21 protein-coding genes are annotated in these 17,279 nt (G+C 54.3%); 13 read left to right on the top strand and 8 right to left on the bottom strand.

All coding sequences use genetic code 11. The annotated features are described in order from the left end of the window. Positions 1–22: 22 nt before the first annotated feature. The 5 genes from dinI to mdtH all read right to left on the bottom strand — a co-directional run bounded on the left by dinI (position 23) and on the right by mdtH (position 4,096). A complete protein-coding gene (gene dinI / locus OLG56_RS13315; protein ID WP_001217763.1) occupies positions 23–268 on the bottom strand; it encodes a DNA damage-inducible protein I in 246 nt (81 codons plus the stop codon). 73 nt (positions 269–341) lie between these two features. Next, on the bottom strand, positions 342–1,388 hold the full coding sequence (gene pyrC / locus OLG56_RS13310; protein WP_061377415.1) for a dihydroorotase: 1,047 nt from the start codon (positions 1,386–1,388) through the stop codon (positions 342–344). A gap of 103 nt (positions 1,389–1,491) precedes the next feature. After that, positions 1,492–2,052, bottom strand: coding sequence for a lipoprotein (locus tag OLG56_RS13305; RefSeq protein ID WP_031565313.1), 561 nt, complete (start codon positions 2,050–2,052; stop codon positions 1,492–1,494). Positions 2,053–2,176: 124 nt separating this feature from the next. Next, the gene (grxB, locus tag OLG56_RS13300) at positions 2,177–2,824 is read right to left on the bottom strand and encodes a glutaredoxin 2 (protein WP_000780893.1); all 648 of its coding nucleotides are present in this window, start codon (positions 2,822–2,824) and stop codon (positions 2,177–2,179) included. Positions 2,825–2,887: 63 nt separating this feature from the next. After that, positions 2,888–4,096 (bottom strand): multidrug efflux MFS transporter MdtH, encoded by a 1,209-nt coding sequence (gene mdtH, locus OLG56_RS13295; protein ID WP_000092178.1) that lies wholly within the window; start codon positions 4,094–4,096, stop codon positions 2,888–2,890. A 236-nt stretch (positions 4,097–4,332) separates the two neighbouring features. Between mdtH and rimJ the strand changes: the two genes are divergently transcribed. From rimJ to murJ, 4 genes are all read left to right on the top strand, one after another. Then, entirely contained in the window at positions 4,333–4,917 is a 585-nt protein-coding gene (gene rimJ / locus OLG56_RS13290; RefSeq protein WP_000468204.1) for a ribosomal protein S5-alanine N-acetyltransferase, read from the top strand. 35 nt (positions 4,918–4,952) lie between these two features. Continuing rightward, positions 4,953–5,600 (top strand): YceH family protein, encoded by a 648-nt coding sequence (locus tag OLG56_RS13285; protein WP_061377416.1) that lies wholly within the window; start codon positions 4,953–4,955, stop codon positions 5,598–5,600. A gap of 1 nt (position 5,601) precedes the next feature. Further along, positions 5,602–6,525 (top strand): Gfo/Idh/MocA family protein, encoded by a 924-nt coding sequence (locus OLG56_RS13280; RefSeq protein WP_001259725.1) that lies wholly within the window; start codon positions 5,602–5,604, stop codon positions 6,523–6,525. 301 nt (positions 6,526–6,826) lie between these two features. Further along, entirely contained in the window at positions 6,827–8,362 is a 1,536-nt protein-coding gene (gene murJ, locus OLG56_RS13275; protein WP_001537775.1) for a murein biosynthesis integral membrane protein MurJ, read from the top strand. An 81-nt stretch (positions 8,363–8,443) separates the two neighbouring features. On the opposite strand, the gene flgN is transcribed toward murJ, so the two are convergent. From flgN to flgA, 3 genes are all read right to left on the bottom strand, one after another. Then, the gene (flgN, locus tag OLG56_RS13270) at positions 8,444–8,866 is read right to left on the bottom strand and encodes a flagella biosynthesis chaperone FlgN (RefSeq protein WP_000197547.1); all 423 of its coding nucleotides are present in this window, start codon (positions 8,864–8,866) and stop codon (positions 8,444–8,446) included. Between the two features lie 4 nt (positions 8,867–8,870). Next, positions 8,871–9,164 carry a flagellar biosynthesis anti-sigma factor FlgM gene (gene flgM, locus OLG56_RS13265; RefSeq protein ID WP_000020893.1) on the bottom strand — a complete coding sequence of 98 codons (294 nt, stop codon included), beginning with the start codon at positions 9,162–9,164 and terminating at the stop codon, positions 8,871–8,873. A gap of 91 nt (positions 9,165–9,255) precedes the next feature. Next, entirely contained in the window at positions 9,256–9,915 is a 660-nt protein-coding gene (gene flgA, locus OLG56_RS13260) for a flagellar basal body P-ring formation chaperone FlgA (protein ID WP_001194086.1), read from the bottom strand. Positions 9,916–10,071: 156 nt separating this feature from the next. On the opposite strand from flgA, the gene flgB reads away from it, so the two are divergent. From flgB to flgJ, 9 genes are read left to right on the top strand one after another with little or no spacing between them, the layout of a single operon-like run. Further along, complete coding sequence (gene flgB, locus OLG56_RS13255; protein WP_000887043.1) at positions 10,072–10,488, top strand: flagellar basal body rod protein FlgB; 417 nt, start codon at positions 10,072–10,074, stop codon at positions 10,486–10,488. Positions 10,489–10,491: 3 nt separating this feature from the next. Next, entirely contained in the window at positions 10,492–10,896 is a 405-nt protein-coding gene (gene flgC, locus OLG56_RS13250; RefSeq protein ID WP_001196448.1) for a flagellar basal body rod protein FlgC, read from the top strand. Between the two features lie 11 nt (positions 10,897–10,907). Continuing rightward, complete coding sequence (flgD, locus tag OLG56_RS13245) at positions 10,908–11,606, top strand: flagellar hook assembly protein FlgD (RefSeq protein ID WP_000020450.1); 699 nt, start codon at positions 10,908–10,910, stop codon at positions 11,604–11,606. Between the two features lie 26 nt (positions 11,607–11,632). Next, a complete protein-coding gene (flgE, locus tag OLG56_RS13240; protein WP_000010567.1) occupies positions 11,633–12,844 on the top strand; it encodes a flagellar hook protein FlgE in 1,212 nt (403 codons plus the stop codon). 20 nt (positions 12,845–12,864) lie between these two features. Beyond that, positions 12,865–13,620: a flagellar basal body rod protein FlgF gene (locus OLG56_RS13235; RefSeq protein ID WP_207011590.1), complete on the top strand. Its 756-nt coding sequence runs from the start codon at positions 12,865–12,867 to the stop codon at positions 13,618–13,620. A gap of 13 nt (positions 13,621–13,633) precedes the next feature. Next, a complete protein-coding gene (gene flgG / locus OLG56_RS13230) occupies positions 13,634–14,416 on the top strand; it encodes a flagellar basal-body rod protein FlgG (protein WP_000625851.1) in 783 nt (260 codons plus the stop codon). Positions 14,417–14,469: 53 nt separating this feature from the next. Beyond that, the gene (gene flgH, locus OLG56_RS13225; RefSeq protein WP_001174897.1) at positions 14,470–15,168 is read left to right on the top strand and encodes a flagellar basal body L-ring protein FlgH; all 699 of its coding nucleotides are present in this window, start codon (positions 14,470–14,472) and stop codon (positions 15,166–15,168) included. An 11-nt stretch (positions 15,169–15,179) separates the two neighbouring features. Next, positions 15,180–16,277 (top strand): flagellar basal body P-ring protein FlgI, encoded by a 1,098-nt coding sequence (locus OLG56_RS13220; protein ID WP_001518955.1) that lies wholly within the window; start codon positions 15,180–15,182, stop codon positions 16,275–16,277. Next, on the top strand, positions 16,277–17,227 hold the full coding sequence (gene flgJ / locus OLG56_RS13215) for a flagellar assembly peptidoglycan hydrolase FlgJ (protein ID WP_000578693.1): 951 nt from the start codon (positions 16,277–16,279) through the stop codon (positions 17,225–17,227). Before OLG56_RS13220 ends, flgJ begins: the two co-directional genes overlap by 1 nt. Positions 17,228–17,279: the final 52 nt, after the last annotated feature.

Below are 17,279 nucleotides of genomic sequence, written 5' to 3'. Positions count from 1 at the left end.
ATACATCACTGCATATCATTTTTTATTCATTGATGAACCAGTCATCAGCGCTCTCCCAGGTCTCCTGGAGAATCTCGCTAATGCGTTCTTTGTCCTCTTTTGATGCGCCAATGACGGACAAGTTGTTGGCGGTAGCGTAACGTACGGTGACGTTACCCAAGTTCTCAGGAAAATGATGGCTAATACGACGGGAGAGTTCGCCCGCCAGCGCATCAATCGCACCGGCAGGCAGAGGTGACGTTTTGGCTATAGTGACTTCAATACGCATAATGGCCCCCTGTTGAATATACTGGATATATATACAGTTAAATCCAATATATAGCAACAAGTAAGCGCATTTTTTATTTTTTTACTGACCAGCGTACTGTTTCACCCGCTAAAAAAGGCACCAGCGAATCATCAGCCAGCGCGATATTTCCCGGTATCTGTTGTTCATCGCGAACCAGTTCCACCCACCCCGCATTCACCGGCAGGCCATAGAATTGCGGGCCATTGAGTGAACAGAACGCTTCAAAGTGCGCCAGCGCGTTCATTTCCTCAAACACGGCGGCATAACTGCCAAGGGCGGAGGGGGCGTTGAAACAACCAGCGCAGCCGCAACTGGTCTCTTTACGATGACGTGAATGCGGCGCTGAATCCGTCCCCAGGAAGGCGCGCGTAAAACCACTGGCAACCAGTTCGCGTAACGCCTGCTGGTGAATATTGCGTTTCAGAATCGGCAGACAGTACAGGTGAGGACGAATGCCGCCAACCAGCATATCATTACGGTTAAACATTAAATGTTGAGGCGTAATGGTAGCCGCCAGGTAGTCGTTGCCGTCACGGACATACTGCGCGGCATCTTTGGTCGTGATGTGTTCAAAGACCACTTTAAGCGCGGTCAGACGCTGGCGTAGCGGTTCCATTACGGTGTCGATAAAACGCGCTTCGCGATCGAAGATATCAACATCCGCATGGGTCACCTCACCGTGGACCAGTAATGGCATTCCGAGTTTTTCCATCCGCTCCAGTACCGGCATGATAGCGTCGACTGACGTTACGCCATGACTGGAGTTAGTGGTGGCATTGGCCGGGTAAAGCTTAGCCGCAGTAAACACGCCTTCATGGAAACCACGCTCCAGTTCATCGGCATCGAGCGAATCCGTTAAATAGCAGGTCATTAACGGCGTGAAATCATGCCCGGCGGGCACCGCATCGAGAATACGCTGACGGTAGGCGATCGCTGCATCAACGGTCGTGATGGGGGACGCCAGGTTCGGCATCACGATAGCGCGACCATAAATTTCGCTGGTATAGGGTACGACCGTTTTTAACATGTCGCCATCGCGAAGGTGAACGTGCCAGTCGTCCGGGCGGCGGATCTTTAAAACCTGGGATGGTGCAGTCATTAATAAGCTCCGGCTGAGGAATAGTCTTTTTGCCGGAAACAAAGGATAAGCGGAAACGTTTTCGTTTGCACGTAAAAAAAGGGCGCGAGCGCGCCCTCCGAAATCAATTGGTGAAAGGAATAACGATTTCACCAGGTTTAACTTCAATGCCTTTCGCGAGTTTCTTCGCTAACGCTTCGCCTTTACTGCTGTCCTCACGCAACACGTAAGCGGGCCGCTGGTTAAAGTAGCTACGTAAAGACTGATTTAAATAGGGCAGGAGCGTTTGTAGCACTGCTTGCATTTTTTCCGGCGTCACGGTGGCGTCTACTACTTCCATCTCCTGAAGATAGATGGCGCCTTTTTCTTTATCAAAGACTGGCAGGGCTTTTAGCTTGAGTTTCATCGTCGCTTTTTGACTGCCAAACAGGGAATTCATATCCAGCCTGGCATCGCCAGTAAGGGTGACTTTATTAGGCTCTTCCCGACCAATCTGGCTGACAAGGTTAGTCAATACGATATGCGCGTCGGCAATGCCGGGCAGACCAATATCTTTTGAGAAATTATTCCGTTTTTCAAGCGCTTGATTGATTTCTTGTTCGCTAATGGTGTATTGCGTAAGTTGATTACAGCCCACTAACAGGCCGCTAACTACCAGCGCAGCGGCAAAAAAAAACTTTTTCATGGCGTTCCTTAGCATGTTGCCTGTGCCCTAATCTTGACACAAAGCAGCATGTCGCGCCAGCGGACATGGCGCCACGAGAAAAAGCTGAAAAAGGCGGCAAGAAAGGGTTGCCGCCTGGCGGGCGTTAGATAGCCATTGAGGAGAGTAAATTAATTTGCGTCTGCTTTGCCATATTATCGCGATAGTCCGCGACTTTTGTCGGCCAGTGAATACCGGCGACCAGCGTCAGATTACGCAGAAGCGGAAACAGATGAATATCATCTTCCGATAATTCGCCGTTAACGGCGTTAGGCTGTACGATGAGTTTATCCAGCAAACGTAAATCATCGCCGATCTTTTTAATCAGTCCGGCAGAGTGCGCAAGATGGTTGTCAAAACTGCCAGATGAGGCTTCTTTTTTGCGGATAAAATACTGGCGCGCCGCAGGGGTAGAAAATTCATCGAAAGCGGATTTTGCAAATCGCGGCAGCAGTAGCTGATTAACGTAACCGTTAACTTTGCGCAACCACTCTTCAATGGCTGGATTGCGTTTCCCGGTTAACAGCGGTTTGCCGTCGAGGTTGTCGACATAATGTACAATATCCATACTTTCAGGAAGGTAGCGACTATCATCTTTTTGCAGGATGGGCACCATCTTTTGACCAATCATCCGGGTGGGCGTCGCCTCGTCGTCATTTTGTAACACGTTAAGTTCAACGGGGATGTTCTTCAGGCCGAAAATCATGCGGGCTTTAACGCAGAAAGGGCAATGATCGTAAATATAAAGCTTCACGTTTCTCCTCCATTTGACTGTCGGTATCTGACCAGTATGGAGGAGATAGCGACAGGTATCAAATCAGGCGCCGGGTTCCAGCATCCGGCGCGGCGTGCGTTTATGACTAAATTGCCAGCCTAAAGCCAAAAAGGTAATGAAGCCGATAATACCGAGCATCATCCACGGTAGTTCAGGCTGCGCAAGCGCTTTACCCATATCAAACAACCAGCCGCCGCCGATATAACCAATCGCGCCGCCAATGGCTAATCCCAGACGGCTAAAGCCCATATAGCTTCCCCGCGCCCTCGCGTCCGCGAGCGACGCGCTGAGCGTTTCGCGCGCCGGTTCGGCGATAACCGAGCCGATGTAGAAAGCGCAAATAAGCGTAAAAAGCTGCTGTAAATTGCCCACCATCCCGATGGGGAGCATGCTCAGCGACATGACGAGCAAACCGGCCATCAGCCGATGCTCCAGCCGAAAACGCTTTTCGCTCCAGCGGGCAATCGGGTAGAGCAACGTCAGCGAGAGACACGCCTCTATAGCGTACATCCATTTCACGGCAGCAGGCGAGCCGGCGATATCGTTTACCATAATCGGAAGCATTAACATGACCTGTACCGCCAGCATATAGTAGCCCGCCAGCGTCAGCACGTAGGTGACAAACCTTTTATCGCTCATGACGCGGCGCATTCCTTCACGCACCGGCGTTCTGACCGTTGATAGCTTCCAGGCCGGAAGCAGCCATGCGTTGAAAAGGGCGCATAATATGAACAAAATAGCGCCCGTCGCGCAGACCAGGCGAAAATCGTATTGTAGCAACCAGCTTCCCAGTAGCGCGCCAATCACCGCACCCGCGCTGTCCTGCATCATCAACAGAGAAAAGAAGCGGCCCCGTTGCTCCGGACGAATTAATTTGACCACCAGCGCTGAGCGCGGCGGGTCGAAAAGCGTACCGCCGAGACCGGAAAGAAAGCAGGAAAACCACAAGAGCCAGGGCTCATGCGCGATACCCATGGTGGCAAAGCCGGCGGCGCGCATCAGCATACCGGTGACAATCATCGGTTTCGCGCCAAAGCGATCGGCGATGGCGCCGCCAAAAATGCCCAGACCTTGTTGAATAAACTGGCGCAGGCCGAGTGCGATCCCTACCATTACGGCAGCCCACCCCATTTGATCGACAAAGCGAATAGAGATGAGCGGGAATACGACGAAAAAACCCAGCACCACCAACATGTTATCGATGAGAAGAAAATATTTACCCAGGTTCCTCGCCTGCGAGACGCGCGACATTTCCCCTCCCGGGAAATAAAAGATGAGCGTCTTCTATTCTGCGGCGGCGTTTCGTTTTTTCCTACCGTTAGCGGGACAATATTTTTTTATCAAAAGTCCTTTTTAATCGAGAGTTTTCATCAAAATGTGGCAGCAATTCAAAAAATGACGATTTGCGCTTTTCACAGAGCCTGGTTGCGCAGGTATAGTAATGTTACTGGCGTGCTGAAGACGTTACAGGAAGGAGTAGGTATAGAATGTTTGGCTATCGTAGTAACGTGCCAAAAGTGCGCTTAACCACCGATCGTCTGGTGGTACGTTTAGTGCATGAGCGTGATGCCTGGCGTCTGGCCGATTATTACGCGGAAAATCGTCATTTTTTAAAACCCTGGGAACCGGTCCGTGATGAAAGTCATTGTTATCCTTCAGGATGGCAGGCGCGTCTGGGAATGATCGGTGAATTTCACAAACAGGGCTCCGCCTTCTATTTCGCGCTACTTGATCCGGAAGAAAAAGAAATTATCGGCGTGGCGAATTTTTCCAATGTGGTGCGCGGTTCTTTTCATGCCTGTTATCTGGGCTATTCCATTGCGCAAAAGTGGCAGGGGCAGGGGCTGATGTTTGAAGCCTTAACCGCTGCGATTCGCTATATGCAGCGCACTCAGCATATCCACCGTATCATGGCGAACTATATGCCGCACAACAAACGTAGCGGCGCGTTGCTGGCGCGGCTTGGCTTTGAAAAAGAAGGCTATGCGAAAGATTACCTGTTGATTGATGGACAATGGCGCGACCATGTCCTGACGGCGTTAACCACGCCGTTATGGACGCCGGGGCGTTGAGCGGCTTACGGAATGAGAGGCAAAGGGAGAAAACGATGAAATATGAATTAACCGCCACTGAAGCGCGAGTGATTGGCTGTCTGCTGGAAAAGCAGGTGACAACGCCGGAACAGTATCCGCTTTCCGTCAACGGGGTGGTGACAGCCTGTAATCAGAAAACCAACCGTGAACCGGTGATGAACCTGACGGAACAAGAGGTACAAGAACAACTCGATAACCTGGTGAAACGCCACTTTTTGCGTACGGTCAGTGGGTTTGGCAATCGCGTCACCAAATATGAACAGCGTTTCTGTAATTCCGAATTTGGCGATCTGAAACTTAGCGCGGCGGAAGTGGCGCTCGTCACTACGCTGCTGCTGCGCGGCGCGCAAACGCCCGGCGAGTTGCGTAGCCGGGCGTCGCGGATGCATGAATTCAGCGATATGGCGGAAGTTGAATCCACGCTGGAACGGCTTGCCAGTCGTGAGGACGGCCCGTATGTCGTCCGTCTGGCGCGTGAACCGGGTAAGCGCGAAAGCCGTTATATGCACCTTTTTTGCGGCGACGTCGATGAACTGTCTCTCCAGACGTCTGCGCCGGAAAGTGCGTCGGGCGATCTTCAGTCGCGCGTCGAAGCGCTGGAAAGCGAAGTGGCGGAGTTAAAGCAGCGGCTGGATTCTTTGTTAGCTCACCTGGGGGGGTAATGTGAGAACATTACGGATTGGCATTGTCGGATTAGGCGGTATTGCGCAGAAGGCCTGGCTGCCGGTATTAACCAACACCGCCGGATGGACATTACAGGGCGCCTGGTCTCCTTCGCGGGATAAAGCCTTACGTATCTGCGAAAGCTGGCGCATACCGTATGTGGATTCGCTGGCGAATTTAGCGTCCGGCTGCGATGCGGTCTTCGTCCACTCCAGTACCGCAAGCCATTATGCCGTGGTCAGCGAACTTCTCAATGCCGGCGTGCATGTTTGCGTGGATAAACCGCTGGCAGAAAATCTACGTGATGCCGAACGGCTGGTGGCGCTGGCGGCGCAAAAAAAATTGACGCTGATGGTTGGCTTTAATCGCCGTTTCGCGCCGCTGTACCGCGAACTGAAGACGCGCCTCGGCACTGCGGCGTCACTGCGTATGGATAAACATCGTACCGATAGCATCGGGCCGCACGACTTACGTTTTACTTTGCTCGATGACTATCTGCATGTCGTGGATACCGCTCTGTGGCTGGCGGGCGGCGAGGCGCGCCTTGCCAGCGGCACGTTGCTCACCAGCGAGTCCGGCGAAATGTGCTATGCGGAACATCATTTTTCCGCCGACAAACTACAAATTACCACCAGTATGCACCGGCGCGCCGGAAGTCAGCGTGAATCGGTCCAGGCCGTCACCGACGGCGGGCTGTATGACGTGACGGATATGCGTGAATGGCGCGAAGAGCGCGGGCAGGGTATTCTCATCAAACCCATTCCGGGTTGGCAAACGACGCTTGAACAGCGTGGTTTTGTCGGATGCGCGCGGCATTTCATTGACTGCGTACAAAATCAGACGGTTCCGGAAACGGCGGGGGAGCAGGCGATTTTGGCCCAGCGCGTCGTGGAGGCGCTGTGGCGGGACGCCATCAGCGAATAACCCTCTGTAACATCTGGCGGTAGTAATTCATCGTAATCCAGGTACTATACCCTCAATAATTCGAGTTGCAGAAAAGCTAACGCACATGCAGCTCGAAGTATGGCGGGTATATATGCCCACTCTACATAATACCTCTTTTCACAGTGAATAATGGCAAACCGTGGGGAGTCTGTAAGGCCTGATAAGACGTTTTGACGTCGCCGTCAGGCGCGGTGATACAGCCGGATACGGCAGAATGCGTTATCCGGTCGATGGATCAGCCATGCAGGAGTTTTACGCCAGGGTCTGGAATACAAAAGAAATGAATTTATTGAAATCGCTGGCTGCCGTCAGCTCGATGACTATGTTTTCACGCGTGTTGGGTTTTGCCCGTGATGCGATTGTCGCCAGAATTTTTGGCGCAGGGATGGCGACCGACGCCTTTTTTGTGGCGTTTAAACTCCCCAATCTACTACGCCGGATCTTTGCCGAAGGCGCTTTTTCTCAGGCCTTTGTGCCTATCCTGGCGGAATATAAGAGCAAGCAGGGTGAAGAAGCGACGCGGATCTTTGTCGCTTACGTTTCCGGCCTGTTGACGCTGGCATTGGCCGTCGTGACGGTAGCCGGTATGCTGGCCGCCCCGTGGGTGATTATGGTAACCGCGCCGGGTTTTGCCGATACTGCGGATAAATTCGCGCTGACGACGCAACTGCTGCGGATTACGTTTCCCTATATTCTGCTGATCTCGCTGGCTTCACTGGTTGGCGCCATTCTCAACACCTGGAATCGCTTCTCTATTCCCGCTTTTGCGCCGACATTTCTTAATATCAGCATGATCGGTTTTGCATTATTCGCCGCGCCATACTTTAATCCGCCGGTGCTGGCGTTAGCCTGGGCAGTCACCGTCGGCGGCGTGCTGCAACTGGTGTATCAACTTCCGTATTTGAAAAAGATCGGTATGTTGGTGCTGCCGCGCATTAACTTTCGCGACACCGGGGCGATGCGGGTGGTCAAACAGATGGGGCCGGCGATTTTGGGCGTATCCGTCAGTCAGATCTCCCTTATCATCAATACCATTTTTGCCTCGTTTCTGGCCTCCGGCTCGGTCTCATGGATGTACTATGCCGATCGGTTGATGGAGTTCCCGTCCGGCGTGCTGGGCGTGGCATTGGGGACCATCCTGTTGCCGTCATTGTCGAAAAGCTTTGCCAGCGGCAATCATGATGAGTACTGCCGCCTGATGGACTGGGGGCTGCGTTTGTGCTTTTTACTGGCGTTGCCGAGCGCGGTAGCGTTAGGCATTCTGGCGAAGCCGCTGACGGTCTCGCTGTTTCAGTACGGTAAATTCACCGCCTTTGATGCGGCAATGACGCAGCGGGCGTTAATCGCCTATTCGGTGGGGCTGATTGGCTTGATCGTCGTAAAAGTGCTGGCCCCGGGCTTCTATTCTCGCCAGGATATTAAAACGCCGGTGAAAATCGCCATCGTGACGTTAATCATGACTCAGTTAATGAACCTGGCGTTTATTGGACCGCTGAAACACGCCGGACTGTCGCTCTCTATTGGTCTGGCGGCATGTCTCAATGCGTCGCTGCTGTACTGGCAACTGCGCAAACAGAATATCTTTACGCCACAACCGGGTTGGATGTGGTTCCTGATGCGTCTGATCATTTCCGTACTGGTGATGGCCGCCGTATTGTTCGGCGTGTTGCATATTATGCCGGAGTGGTCGCAAGGGTCGATGTTATGGCGTTTGCTACGTTTGATGGCGGTAGTGATCGCGGGTATCGCGGCCTATTTCGCCGCGCTTGCCGTGCTGGGCTTTAAAGTGAAAGAGTTTGTTCGCCGGACGGCGTAAATTCAGTGCCTGATAGCGCTGTGCTATCAGGCCTACAAGGCATTCAGGCCGGAAAGGCGCAACGTCGCCATCCGGCACTGATTAGATAGAAATTTTTTTACCGCCGCGGTGAGAGACGGAAGTCTGACCGTCAGCCCCGTACAAGGTCGGCTCCTGGTGAGGTTTCAGCACCTCCAGCGCCTGTTGATTACGCTCAATTTGCCCTTCCAGCAGCCAGCCGTTGTGCTGGTTGAGGTCGCGAAGATGCTGCGTTTTTTCGGTAATCGCCTGCCAGCGCTCTGCAATGTCATCGTTTGCGCTACGCTGCGCGTTCTGCTCCAGACGGCGCTGTTGTTCCAGATAATCCAGCGTCGCCAGCAACGAGCTTTTTTCTTCTGTAATACGCTGTAGCTGGCTGCCGTTAATCTGGCCTACGGAAAGCTGTTGTTGCTCGGCGTCCATCACCGTCTTCAGGTCATTCAGGACGGTGGTCATCTGGTCAAGTATTTCTGACAAACGAGTCATACGCTTATTTACTCTGTAAGTAGCTCTGCGCCTCGCGAATGAGCGAGTCTGCTATTTTTCCCGTATCCATTTTTAACTCACCGTTACGGATAGCTGTTTTTAATGCTTCGACGCGTTCCATATTAATGTCGCTGACGCCTGGCTGCATGAGCTTCGCTTGCGCGTCGCTTAACGTTACGCTGGCGCTCGTCGCGGCGGACGTTTTTTCCTGACGCGTTTTTTGTACCGGCGTATCGCTGGTTTCGCGCGTCTGGACAGTGCTAACGGGTTTCAAAGGTGAGGTACGGTCAATGCTCATTTATTTATCCTCATCGAGGGTTACGTTGTAGCGGCCAGCTACCATCATGGTTGAATATCTCATCGGCAGCCGCGACAAAATCTTTACACAATTATAGGTTAATAAGAATATTCCCATCAGAATCGACGGTTCCACTCACGATTTGACCCGATGTCATGCGCACGCGCGCATTTTGCGCGACGGCGGCATTATTCATCGCCTGACCTTCCGCATTGACGCTAAACCCCTCGCCATTGGCGATGACCTGTACTCGTTGCCCCGCTTTGACGCGCCAGGCCTGACGTATCATCGTAAGCTGTACCGGCTGCCCAGGAGCGAGATCGCGCAAACTGACGGCATCCTGAATCTGACGGATATCCAGTACCGTCCGCGGCGGTAACTGATCCAGCCTGCCACGTTTTAGCGTGACGTTGGCCGGCGTCAATTTTCCGCCGCGCGCGACGGGCGCGGCAACGGCGACATAATTGCCGGTCGCTTGCACATTCACCTGCAAATAACGTTTTTCATTGGCGCAGCGCGCCACCACATTGACGTTGCCCCACAGCTTCGCGCTGCCCGTCATGCTGAAGGCTGGCTGCTCGCAGCTCGGCAGCAGATTAGGCGATGAACGGAGCGTGACAACCACCTCATCGCTGAAGCCAGCCAGACGCTGGGAAAACCACGTGGTCAATTGGGCGTTGATGTCCTGCGCCATTGTCAGGGGGCTGAACAGCAAAGCCGCCACGGCGAATCCTCGTTTTAACGTTTGCATGGTACTTCCCCCTGGTTGATGTCATGACAGGATTCTACCCGTGTGAAGCAAGCATCAACGCAATAAATAGCGACGCATTTTGCGTTTATTCCGGCGATAACGCGCGCGTGAAGGCATTTAAGCTGTCGGCTGAATTTTGCCATTTGCGGAGGAGATATGCTCGACAGGCTCGATGCCGCCTTACGATTTCAGCAGGAAGCGCTAAATCTGCGCGCGCAACGTCAGGAAATATTAGCGGCGAATATCGCCAATGCCGATACGCCGGGGTATCAGGCGCGCGATATTGATTTTGCCAGTGAGTTAAAAAAGGTGATGGTGCGTGGACGGGAAGAAACCGGCGGCGTCGCGTTAACGTTGACTTCCTCTCACCACATTCCCGCCCAGGCGGTCTCTTCTCCCGCAGTGGATCTGCTTTACCGCGTACCCGATCAGCCTTCTTTGGATGGTAACACCGTAGATATGGACAGGGAACGTACGCAGTTTGCGGATAACAGTCTCAAATATCAGATGGGGCTTACCGTTCTGGGTAGCCAACTCAAAGGCATGATGAATGTGCTACAGGGAGGAAACTAATTCGTGGCGCTGTTAAACATTTTTGATATTGCCGGATCGGCGCTTGCCGCGCAGTCCAAGCGGTTGAACGTTGCGGCCAGTAACTTGGCGAATGCGGATAGCGTCACCGGCCCGGACGGACAGCCTTATCGCGCCAAACAGGTGGTTTTTCAGGTGGACGCCGCGCCGGGTCAAGCCACTGGCGGGGTAAAGGTCGCCAGCGTGATTGAAAGTCAGGCACCGGAAAAGCTGGTTTATGAGCCAGGCAATCCGCTGGCGGACGCTAATGGTTACGTCAAAATGCCCAACGTCGATGTGGTCGGCGAAATGGTTAACACGATGTCAGCCTCGCGCAGCTATCAGGCAAATATCGAAGTCCTGAATACCGTAAAAAGCATGATGCTTAAAACGCTGACATTAGGCCAGTAAAGGAGGCGCGTATGTCTATTGCCGTAAATATGAATGACCCGACCAACACGGGCGTCAAAACGACGACCGGCAGCGGGTCGATGACCGGAAGCAACGCTGCCGATCTGCAAAGCAGTTTCCTGACCTTACTGGTCGCGCAATTGAAGAACCAGGACCCGACTAACCCATTACAAAATAATGAGTTAACGACACAGTTGGCGCAAATCAGTACCGTGAGCGGCATTGAAAAACTGAATACGACGCTGGGGGCTATTTCCGGGCAAATCGATAATAGTCAGTCCCTACAGGCGACCACGCTGATTGGGCATGGCGTTATGGTGCCTGGCACCACAATTCTGGCGGGTAAAGGCGCGGAAGAAGGGGCCGTGACGTCCACGACGCCGTTTGGCGTGGAATTGCAACAGCCTGCGGACAAAGTGACGGCAACCATTACCGATAAAGATGGCCGGGTGGTACGGACGCTGGAGATCGGTGAGCTGCGAGCCGGGGTACACACCTTTACCTGGGATGGTAAGCAAACGGACGGAACAACGGTACCGAATGGTTCTTACAACATTGCGATTACCGCCAGCAATGGCGGGACGCAACTGGTGGCGCAGCCGCTGCAATTCGCTCTGGTACAGGGCGTGACGAAGGGCAGTAACGGCAACCTGTTGGATCTGGGTACCTACGGCACCACCACACTCGACGAAGTTCGGCAAATAATCTAAGCCCTTACACTTATCAGGAGTCAGTCATGTCTTTTTCTCAAGCGGTTAGCGGCCTGAACGCTGCGGCCACCAACCTTGATGTTATCGGTAATAACATCGCCAACTCCGCCACCTATGGCTTTAAGTCCGGTACGGCATCATTTGCCGATATGTTCGCCGGTTCCAAAGTGGGGTTGGGCGTAAAAGTGGCGGGGATTACCCAGGATTTTACCGACGGTACGACAACGAACACCGGGCGCGGGCTGGATGTCGCGATTAGCCAGAACGGTTTTTTCCGCCTGGTAGACAGCAACGGTTCCGTGTTCTATAGCCGCAACGGCCAGTTCAAACTGGACGAGAACCGTAACCTGGTCAATATGCAGGGGATGCAGTTGACCGGCTATCCGGCCACCGGTACGCCGCCGACCATTCAGCAGGGGGCGAATCCTGCGCCGATCACCATTCCGAACACGCTGATGGCGGCGAAATCGACCACCACCGCGTCAATGCAGATCAACCTGAACTCAACGGACCCTGTACCGTCTAAAACGCCCTTTAGCGTGAGTGATGCGGATTCGTATAACAAAAAAGGCACCGTCACCGTTTATGACAGTCAGGGTAATGCCCATGACATGAACGTCTATTTTGTGAAAACCAAAGATAATGAATGGGCCGTGTACACCCATGACAGCAGCGATCCTGCAGCCACAGCGCCAACAACGGCGTCCACTACGCTGAAATTCAATGAAAACGGGATTCTGGAGTCTGGCGGTACGGTGAACATCACCACCGGTACGATTAATGGCGCGACAGCGGCCACCTTCTCCCTCAGCTTCCTTAACTCCATGCAGCAGAACACCGGGGCTAACAACATCGTCGCCACCAATCAGAACGGCTATAAGCCGGGCGACCTGGTGAGCTACCAGATTAACAACGACGGCACCGTAGTTGGCAACTATTCCAACGAGCAGGAGCAGGTGCTGGGGCAGATAGTGCTGGCTAACTTCGCCAACAACGAAGGTCTGGCATCCCAGGGCGATAACGTCTGGGCGGCGACGCAGGCCTCCGGGGTAGCGCTGCTGGGGACTGCCGGTTCCGGCAACTTCGGTAAGCTGACGAACGGCGCGCTGGAAGCCTCTAACGTGGATTTGAGTAAAGAGCTGGTGAATATGATTGTCGCGCAGCGTAACTACCAGTCGAATGCGCAGACCATCAAAACCCAGGACCAGATCCTCAATACGCTGGTTAACCTGCGCTAAGCGCCTGACGGGATAGCTTAATGGATCACGCAATTTATACCGCCATGGGGGCTGCCAGCCAGACGCTTAACCAGCAGGCGGTAACGGCCAGCAACCTGGCTAATGCCTCAACGCCGGGCTTTCGCGCGCAGCTTAACGTGCTACGCGCGGTGCCCGTTGATGGCCTCTCTTTAGCGACGCGCACGCTGGTTACGGCGTCGACGCCGGGGGCGGATATGACCCCGGGTCAGTTGGACTACACCTCCCGCCCACTGGATGTCGCGTTACAGCAGGACGGCTGGCTGGTGGTGCAAGCGGCGGATGGCGCTGAAGGATATACCCGTAACGGGAATATCCAGGTGGGCCCGACCGGGCAGTTAACCATTCAGGGACATCCGGTTATCGGCGAAGGCGGCCCGATCACCGTTCCTGAAGGGGCGGAAATCACCATTGCGGCAGACGGCACGATCTCCGCGCTCAATCCCGGCGACCCGCCAAACACGGTGGCGCCCGTTGGGCGACTGAAGCTGGTCAAAGCGGAAGGCAATGAGGTGCAGCGGAGCGATGACGGTTTATTCCGCCTTACCGCCGAGGCACAGGCTGAACGCGGGGCGGTACTGGCCGCCGACCCGTCAATTCGCATTATGTCGGGCGTGCTGGAGGGCAGTAACGTCAAGCCGGTTGAAGCCATGACCGACATGATCGCCAACGCACGTCGTTTTGAAATGCAGATGAAGGTTATCACCAGCGTAGATGAGAACGAAGGGCGAGCTAACCAACTGCTGTCGATGAGTTAATACAGGACATTTTATGATCAGTTCATTATGGATCGCCAAAACCGGTCTGGACGCGCAGCAAACCAATATGGATGTGATTGCCAATAACCTGGCAAACGTCAGCACCAATGGTTTTAAGCGTCAGCGCGCGGTATTTGAAGATCTGTTGTATCAGACCATCCGCCAGCCGGGCGCGCAGTCGTCCGAGCAGACGACGCTGCCTTCCGGGCTGCAAATCGGTACCGGCGTGCGTCCGGTCGCCACGGAGCGTCTGCACAGTCAGGGGAACCTGTCGCAGACCAACAACAGTAAAGATGTGGCGATTAAAGGGCAGGGCTTTTTCCAGGTCATGCTGCCGGACGGTACGTCTGCCTATACCCGCGACGGCTCTTTCCAGGTGGATCAGAATGGTCAACTGGTGACGGCGGGCGGTTTTCAGGTGCAGCCGGCAATCACCATTCCGGCCAACGCGTTAAGCATCACGATTGGCCGCGACGGCGTGGTCAGCGTTACCCAGCAGGGGCAGGCCGCGCCGGTTCAGGTCGGGCAGCTTAACCTGACCACCTTTATGAACGACACCGGGCTGGAAAGCATCGGCGAGAACCTCTATATCGAAACGCAATCGTCCGGCGCGCCGAACGAAAGCACGCCGGGGCTCAACGGCGCGGGGTTGTTGTATCAAGGGTATGTCGAAACGTCGAACGTTAACGTGGCGGAAGAGCTGGTGAACATGATTCAGGTTCAACGCGCCTATGAAATTAACAGTAAAGCAGTATCGACGACCGATCAGATGCTGCAGAAACTGACGCAACTCTAAGGGGCCGCCGGTGGGGATACGCCACCGGCTCCCTGATTTTGAAGATGAAGGTAATGCAAAAATACGCGCTTCACGCTTACCCAGTTATGGCCCTGATGGTCGCGACGCTGACAGGATGCGCCTGGATACCCGCTAAACCGCTCGTGCAGGGGGCGACCACGGCGCAGCCGATACCTGGCCCGGTACCGGTGGCGAATGGCTCCATATTTCAGTCTGCGCAGCCGATTAATTATGGCTATCAGCCGCTTTTTGAAGATCGTCGACCGCGTAATATCGGCGATACGCTCACGATTGTGTTACAGGAAAACGTCAGCGCCAGTAAAAGCTCGTCGGCAAATGCCAGTCGCGACGGCAAAACCAGCTTTGGTTTTGATACGGTACCGCGTTATCTGCAGGGATTATTCGGTAATTCCCGCGCGGATATGGAGGCCTCCGGCGGCAACTCTTTTAATGGTAAAGGCGGCGCGAATGCCAGCAATACCTTTAGCGGCACGCTGACCGTGACCGTCGATCAGGTTCTGGCCAATGGCAATTTACACGTCGTGGGGGAAAAACAGATCGCGATTAATCAGGGAACGGAATTCATCCGCTTCTCCGGCGTGGTAAATCCACGCACCATCAGCGGCAGCAACTCCGTTCCCTCGACACAAGTGGCGGATGCGCGGATTGAATATGTCGGGAACGGCTATATTAACGAAGCGCAAAATATGGGCTGGCTGCAACGTTTCTTCCTTAATTTGTCGCCGATGTAAGCGAGGTGTATGTGTTTAAAGCTCTTGCAGGAATCGTTCTGGCACTGGTTGCCACTCTGGCGCACGCCGAGCGTATCCGGGATCTGACCAGTGTCCAGGGGGTACGGGAAAACTCGCTGATCGGCTACGGGCTGGTGGTCGGGCTGGACGGTACGGGCGACCAGACGACCCAGACGCCATTTACCACCCAGACGCTGAATAACATGCTGTCACAACTGGGGATTACGGTCCCCACTGGCACCAACATGCAGTTGAAAAACGTGGCGGCGGTGATGGTGACGGCGTCGTATCCGCCTTTTGCGCGACAGGGACAAACGATCGATGTCGTCGTTTCCTCAATGGGGAACGCTAAAAGTCTGCGTGGCGGGACGTTATTAATGACGCCGTTAAAAGGGGTGGACAGCCAGGTGTATGCTCTGGCGCAGGGCAATATTCTGGTCGGCGGCGCAGGCGCTTCCGCAGGCGGCAGTAGCGTGCAGGTTAACCAGCTTAATGGCGGGCGCATCACTAATGGCGCGATTATCGAACGCGAGTTGCCGACTCAGTTCGGCGCTGGCAACACCATTAATCTGCAATTGAACGACGAAGATTTTACGATGGCGCAGCAAATTACCGATGCCATCAACCGCGCCCGCGGTTACGGCAGCGCCACTGCGCTTGATGCGCGAACGGTACAGGTACGCGTGCCCAGCGGCAACAGCTCGCAGGTGCGTTTTCTGGCGGACATTCAAAATATGGAAGTCAACGTGACGCCGCAGGATGCAAAAGTCGTGATCAACTCGCGTACCGGTTCGGTGGTCATGAATCGGGAAGTCACGCTGGATAGCTGCGCTGTGGCGCAGGGCAATTTGTCAGTGACAGTCAATCGCCAGCTCAACGTCAACCAGCCGAATACGCCATTTGGCGGCGGGCAGACCGTAGTGACGCCACAGACTCAGATAGATTTGCGTCAGAGCGGCGGATCGCTACAGAGCGTGCGTTCCAGCGCCAATCTGAACAGCGTAGTGCGCGCGCTGAATGCGCTTGGCGCGACGCCGATGGACCTGATGTCGATTTTGCAGTCCATGCAGAGCGCGGGCTGTCTACGCGCCAAACTGGAAATCATCTGATGATCGGAGACGGTAAATTGCTGGCCAGCGCGGCCTGGGATGCGCAATCTCTGAACGAACTGAAAGCGAAAGCGGGCCAGGACCCGGCGGCGAATATCCGTCCTGTGGCCCGTCAGGTGGAAGGGATGTTTGTTCAGATGATGCTGAAAAGTATGCGCGAGGCTTTACCCAAAGATGGTTTATTCAGCAGCGATCAGACGCGTCTGTATACCAGCATGTATGACCAGCAGATCGCCCAGCAGATGACCGCCGGCAAGGGACTGGGGCTGGCGGATATGATGGTTAAACAGATGACCAGCGGGCAGACGATGCCTGCGGATGACGCGCCGCAAGTACCGCTTAAATTCTCCCTGGAGACGGTAAACAGCTATCAAAATCAGGCGCTGACCCAACTGGTGCGCAAAGCCATCCCGAAAACGCCGGAGAGCAGCGATGCGCCACTCTCCGGCGACAGTAAAGACTTTCTGGCCCAGCTTTCGCTCCCGGCGAGGCTGGCCAGCGAACAAAGCGGGGTGCCGCATCATCTGATTCTGGCGCAGGCGGCGCTGGAGTCGGGCTGGGGGCAACGGCAAATCCTGCGGGAGAATGGCGAACCCAGCTATAACGTATTTGGCGTGAAAGCGACCGCCAGTTGGAAAGGGCCGGTGACGGAAATCACCACCACTGAATACGAAAATGGCGAAGCGAAAAAAGTGAAAGCGAAATTCCGCGTCTATAGCTCGTATCTGGAGGCGTTATCGGATTATGTCGCGCTGTTAACGCGTAACCCACGCTACGCTGCCGTGACCACTGCCGCCACGGCAGAGCAGGGCGCAGTGGCCCTGCAAAACGCCGGATACGCCACTGACCCGAATTACGCGCGTAAATTGACCAGCATGATTCAGCAGTTGAAAGCGATGAGTGAAAAGGTCAGCAAAACCTACAGCGCGAATCTCGACAATCTCTTTTAAATTGCTCAAGTCCACGTAGTCGCTGCCGATAACAACGAGTATTGAAGGATTA

This window comes from Salmonella sp. 2018103 (assembly GCF_026247685.1).
In the GTDB taxonomy this organism is placed as follows: domain Bacteria; phylum Pseudomonadota; class Gammaproteobacteria; order Enterobacterales; family Enterobacteriaceae; genus Salmonella; species Salmonella enterica.
This window is presented reverse-complemented; position numbering and strand designations above follow the sequence as displayed.

Excerpts from the sequence above, each read along its gene's own strand:
- dinI (WP_001217763.1), bottom strand. The coding sequence starts at position 268 with ATGCGTATTGAAGTCACTATAGCCAAAACGTCACCTCTGCCTGCCGGT.
- pyrC (WP_061377415.1), bottom strand. The coding sequence starts at position 1,388 with ATGACTGCACCATCCCAGGTTTTAAAGATCCGCCGCCCGGACGACTGG.
- OLG56_RS13305 (WP_031565313.1), bottom strand. The coding sequence starts at position 2,052 with ATGAAAAAGTTTTTTTTTGCCGCTGCGCTGGTAGTTAGCGGCCTGTTA.
- mdtH (WP_000092178.1), bottom strand. The coding sequence starts at position 4,096 with ATGTCGCGCGTCTCGCAGGCGAGGAACCTGGGTAAATATTTTCTTCTC.
- rimJ (WP_000468204.1), top strand. The coding sequence starts at position 4,333 with ATGTTTGGCTATCGTAGTAACGTGCCAAAAGTGCGCTTAACCACCGAT.
- OLG56_RS13285 (WP_061377416.1), top strand. The coding sequence starts at position 4,953 with ATGAAATATGAATTAACCGCCACTGAAGCGCGAGTGATTGGCTGTCTG.
- murJ (WP_001537775.1), top strand. The coding sequence starts at position 6,827 with ATGAATTTATTGAAATCGCTGGCTGCCGTCAGCTCGATGACTATGTTT.
- flgN (WP_000197547.1), bottom strand. The coding sequence starts at position 8,866 with ATGACTCGTTTGTCAGAAATACTTGACCAGATGACCACCGTCCTGAAT.
- flgM (WP_000020893.1), bottom strand. The coding sequence starts at position 9,164 with ATGAGCATTGACCGTACCTCACCTTTGAAACCCGTTAGCACTGTCCAG.
- flgA (WP_001194086.1), bottom strand. The coding sequence starts at position 9,915 with ATGCAAACGTTAAAACGAGGATTCGCCGTGGCGGCTTTGCTGTTCAGC.
- flgB (WP_000887043.1), top strand. The coding sequence starts at position 10,072 with ATGCTCGACAGGCTCGATGCCGCCTTACGATTTCAGCAGGAAGCGCTA.
- flgD (WP_000020450.1), top strand. The coding sequence starts at position 10,908 with ATGTCTATTGCCGTAAATATGAATGACCCGACCAACACGGGCGTCAAA.
- flgE (WP_000010567.1), top strand. The coding sequence starts at position 11,633 with ATGTCTTTTTCTCAAGCGGTTAGCGGCCTGAACGCTGCGGCCACCAAC.
- OLG56_RS13235 (WP_207011590.1), top strand. The coding sequence starts at position 12,865 with ATGGATCACGCAATTTATACCGCCATGGGGGCTGCCAGCCAGACGCTT.
- flgG (WP_000625851.1), top strand. The coding sequence starts at position 13,634 with ATGATCAGTTCATTATGGATCGCCAAAACCGGTCTGGACGCGCAGCAA.
- flgH (WP_001174897.1), top strand. The coding sequence starts at position 14,470 with ATGCAAAAATACGCGCTTCACGCTTACCCAGTTATGGCCCTGATGGTC.
- flgJ (WP_000578693.1), top strand. The coding sequence starts at position 16,277 with ATGATCGGAGACGGTAAATTGCTGGCCAGCGCGGCCTGGGATGCGCAA.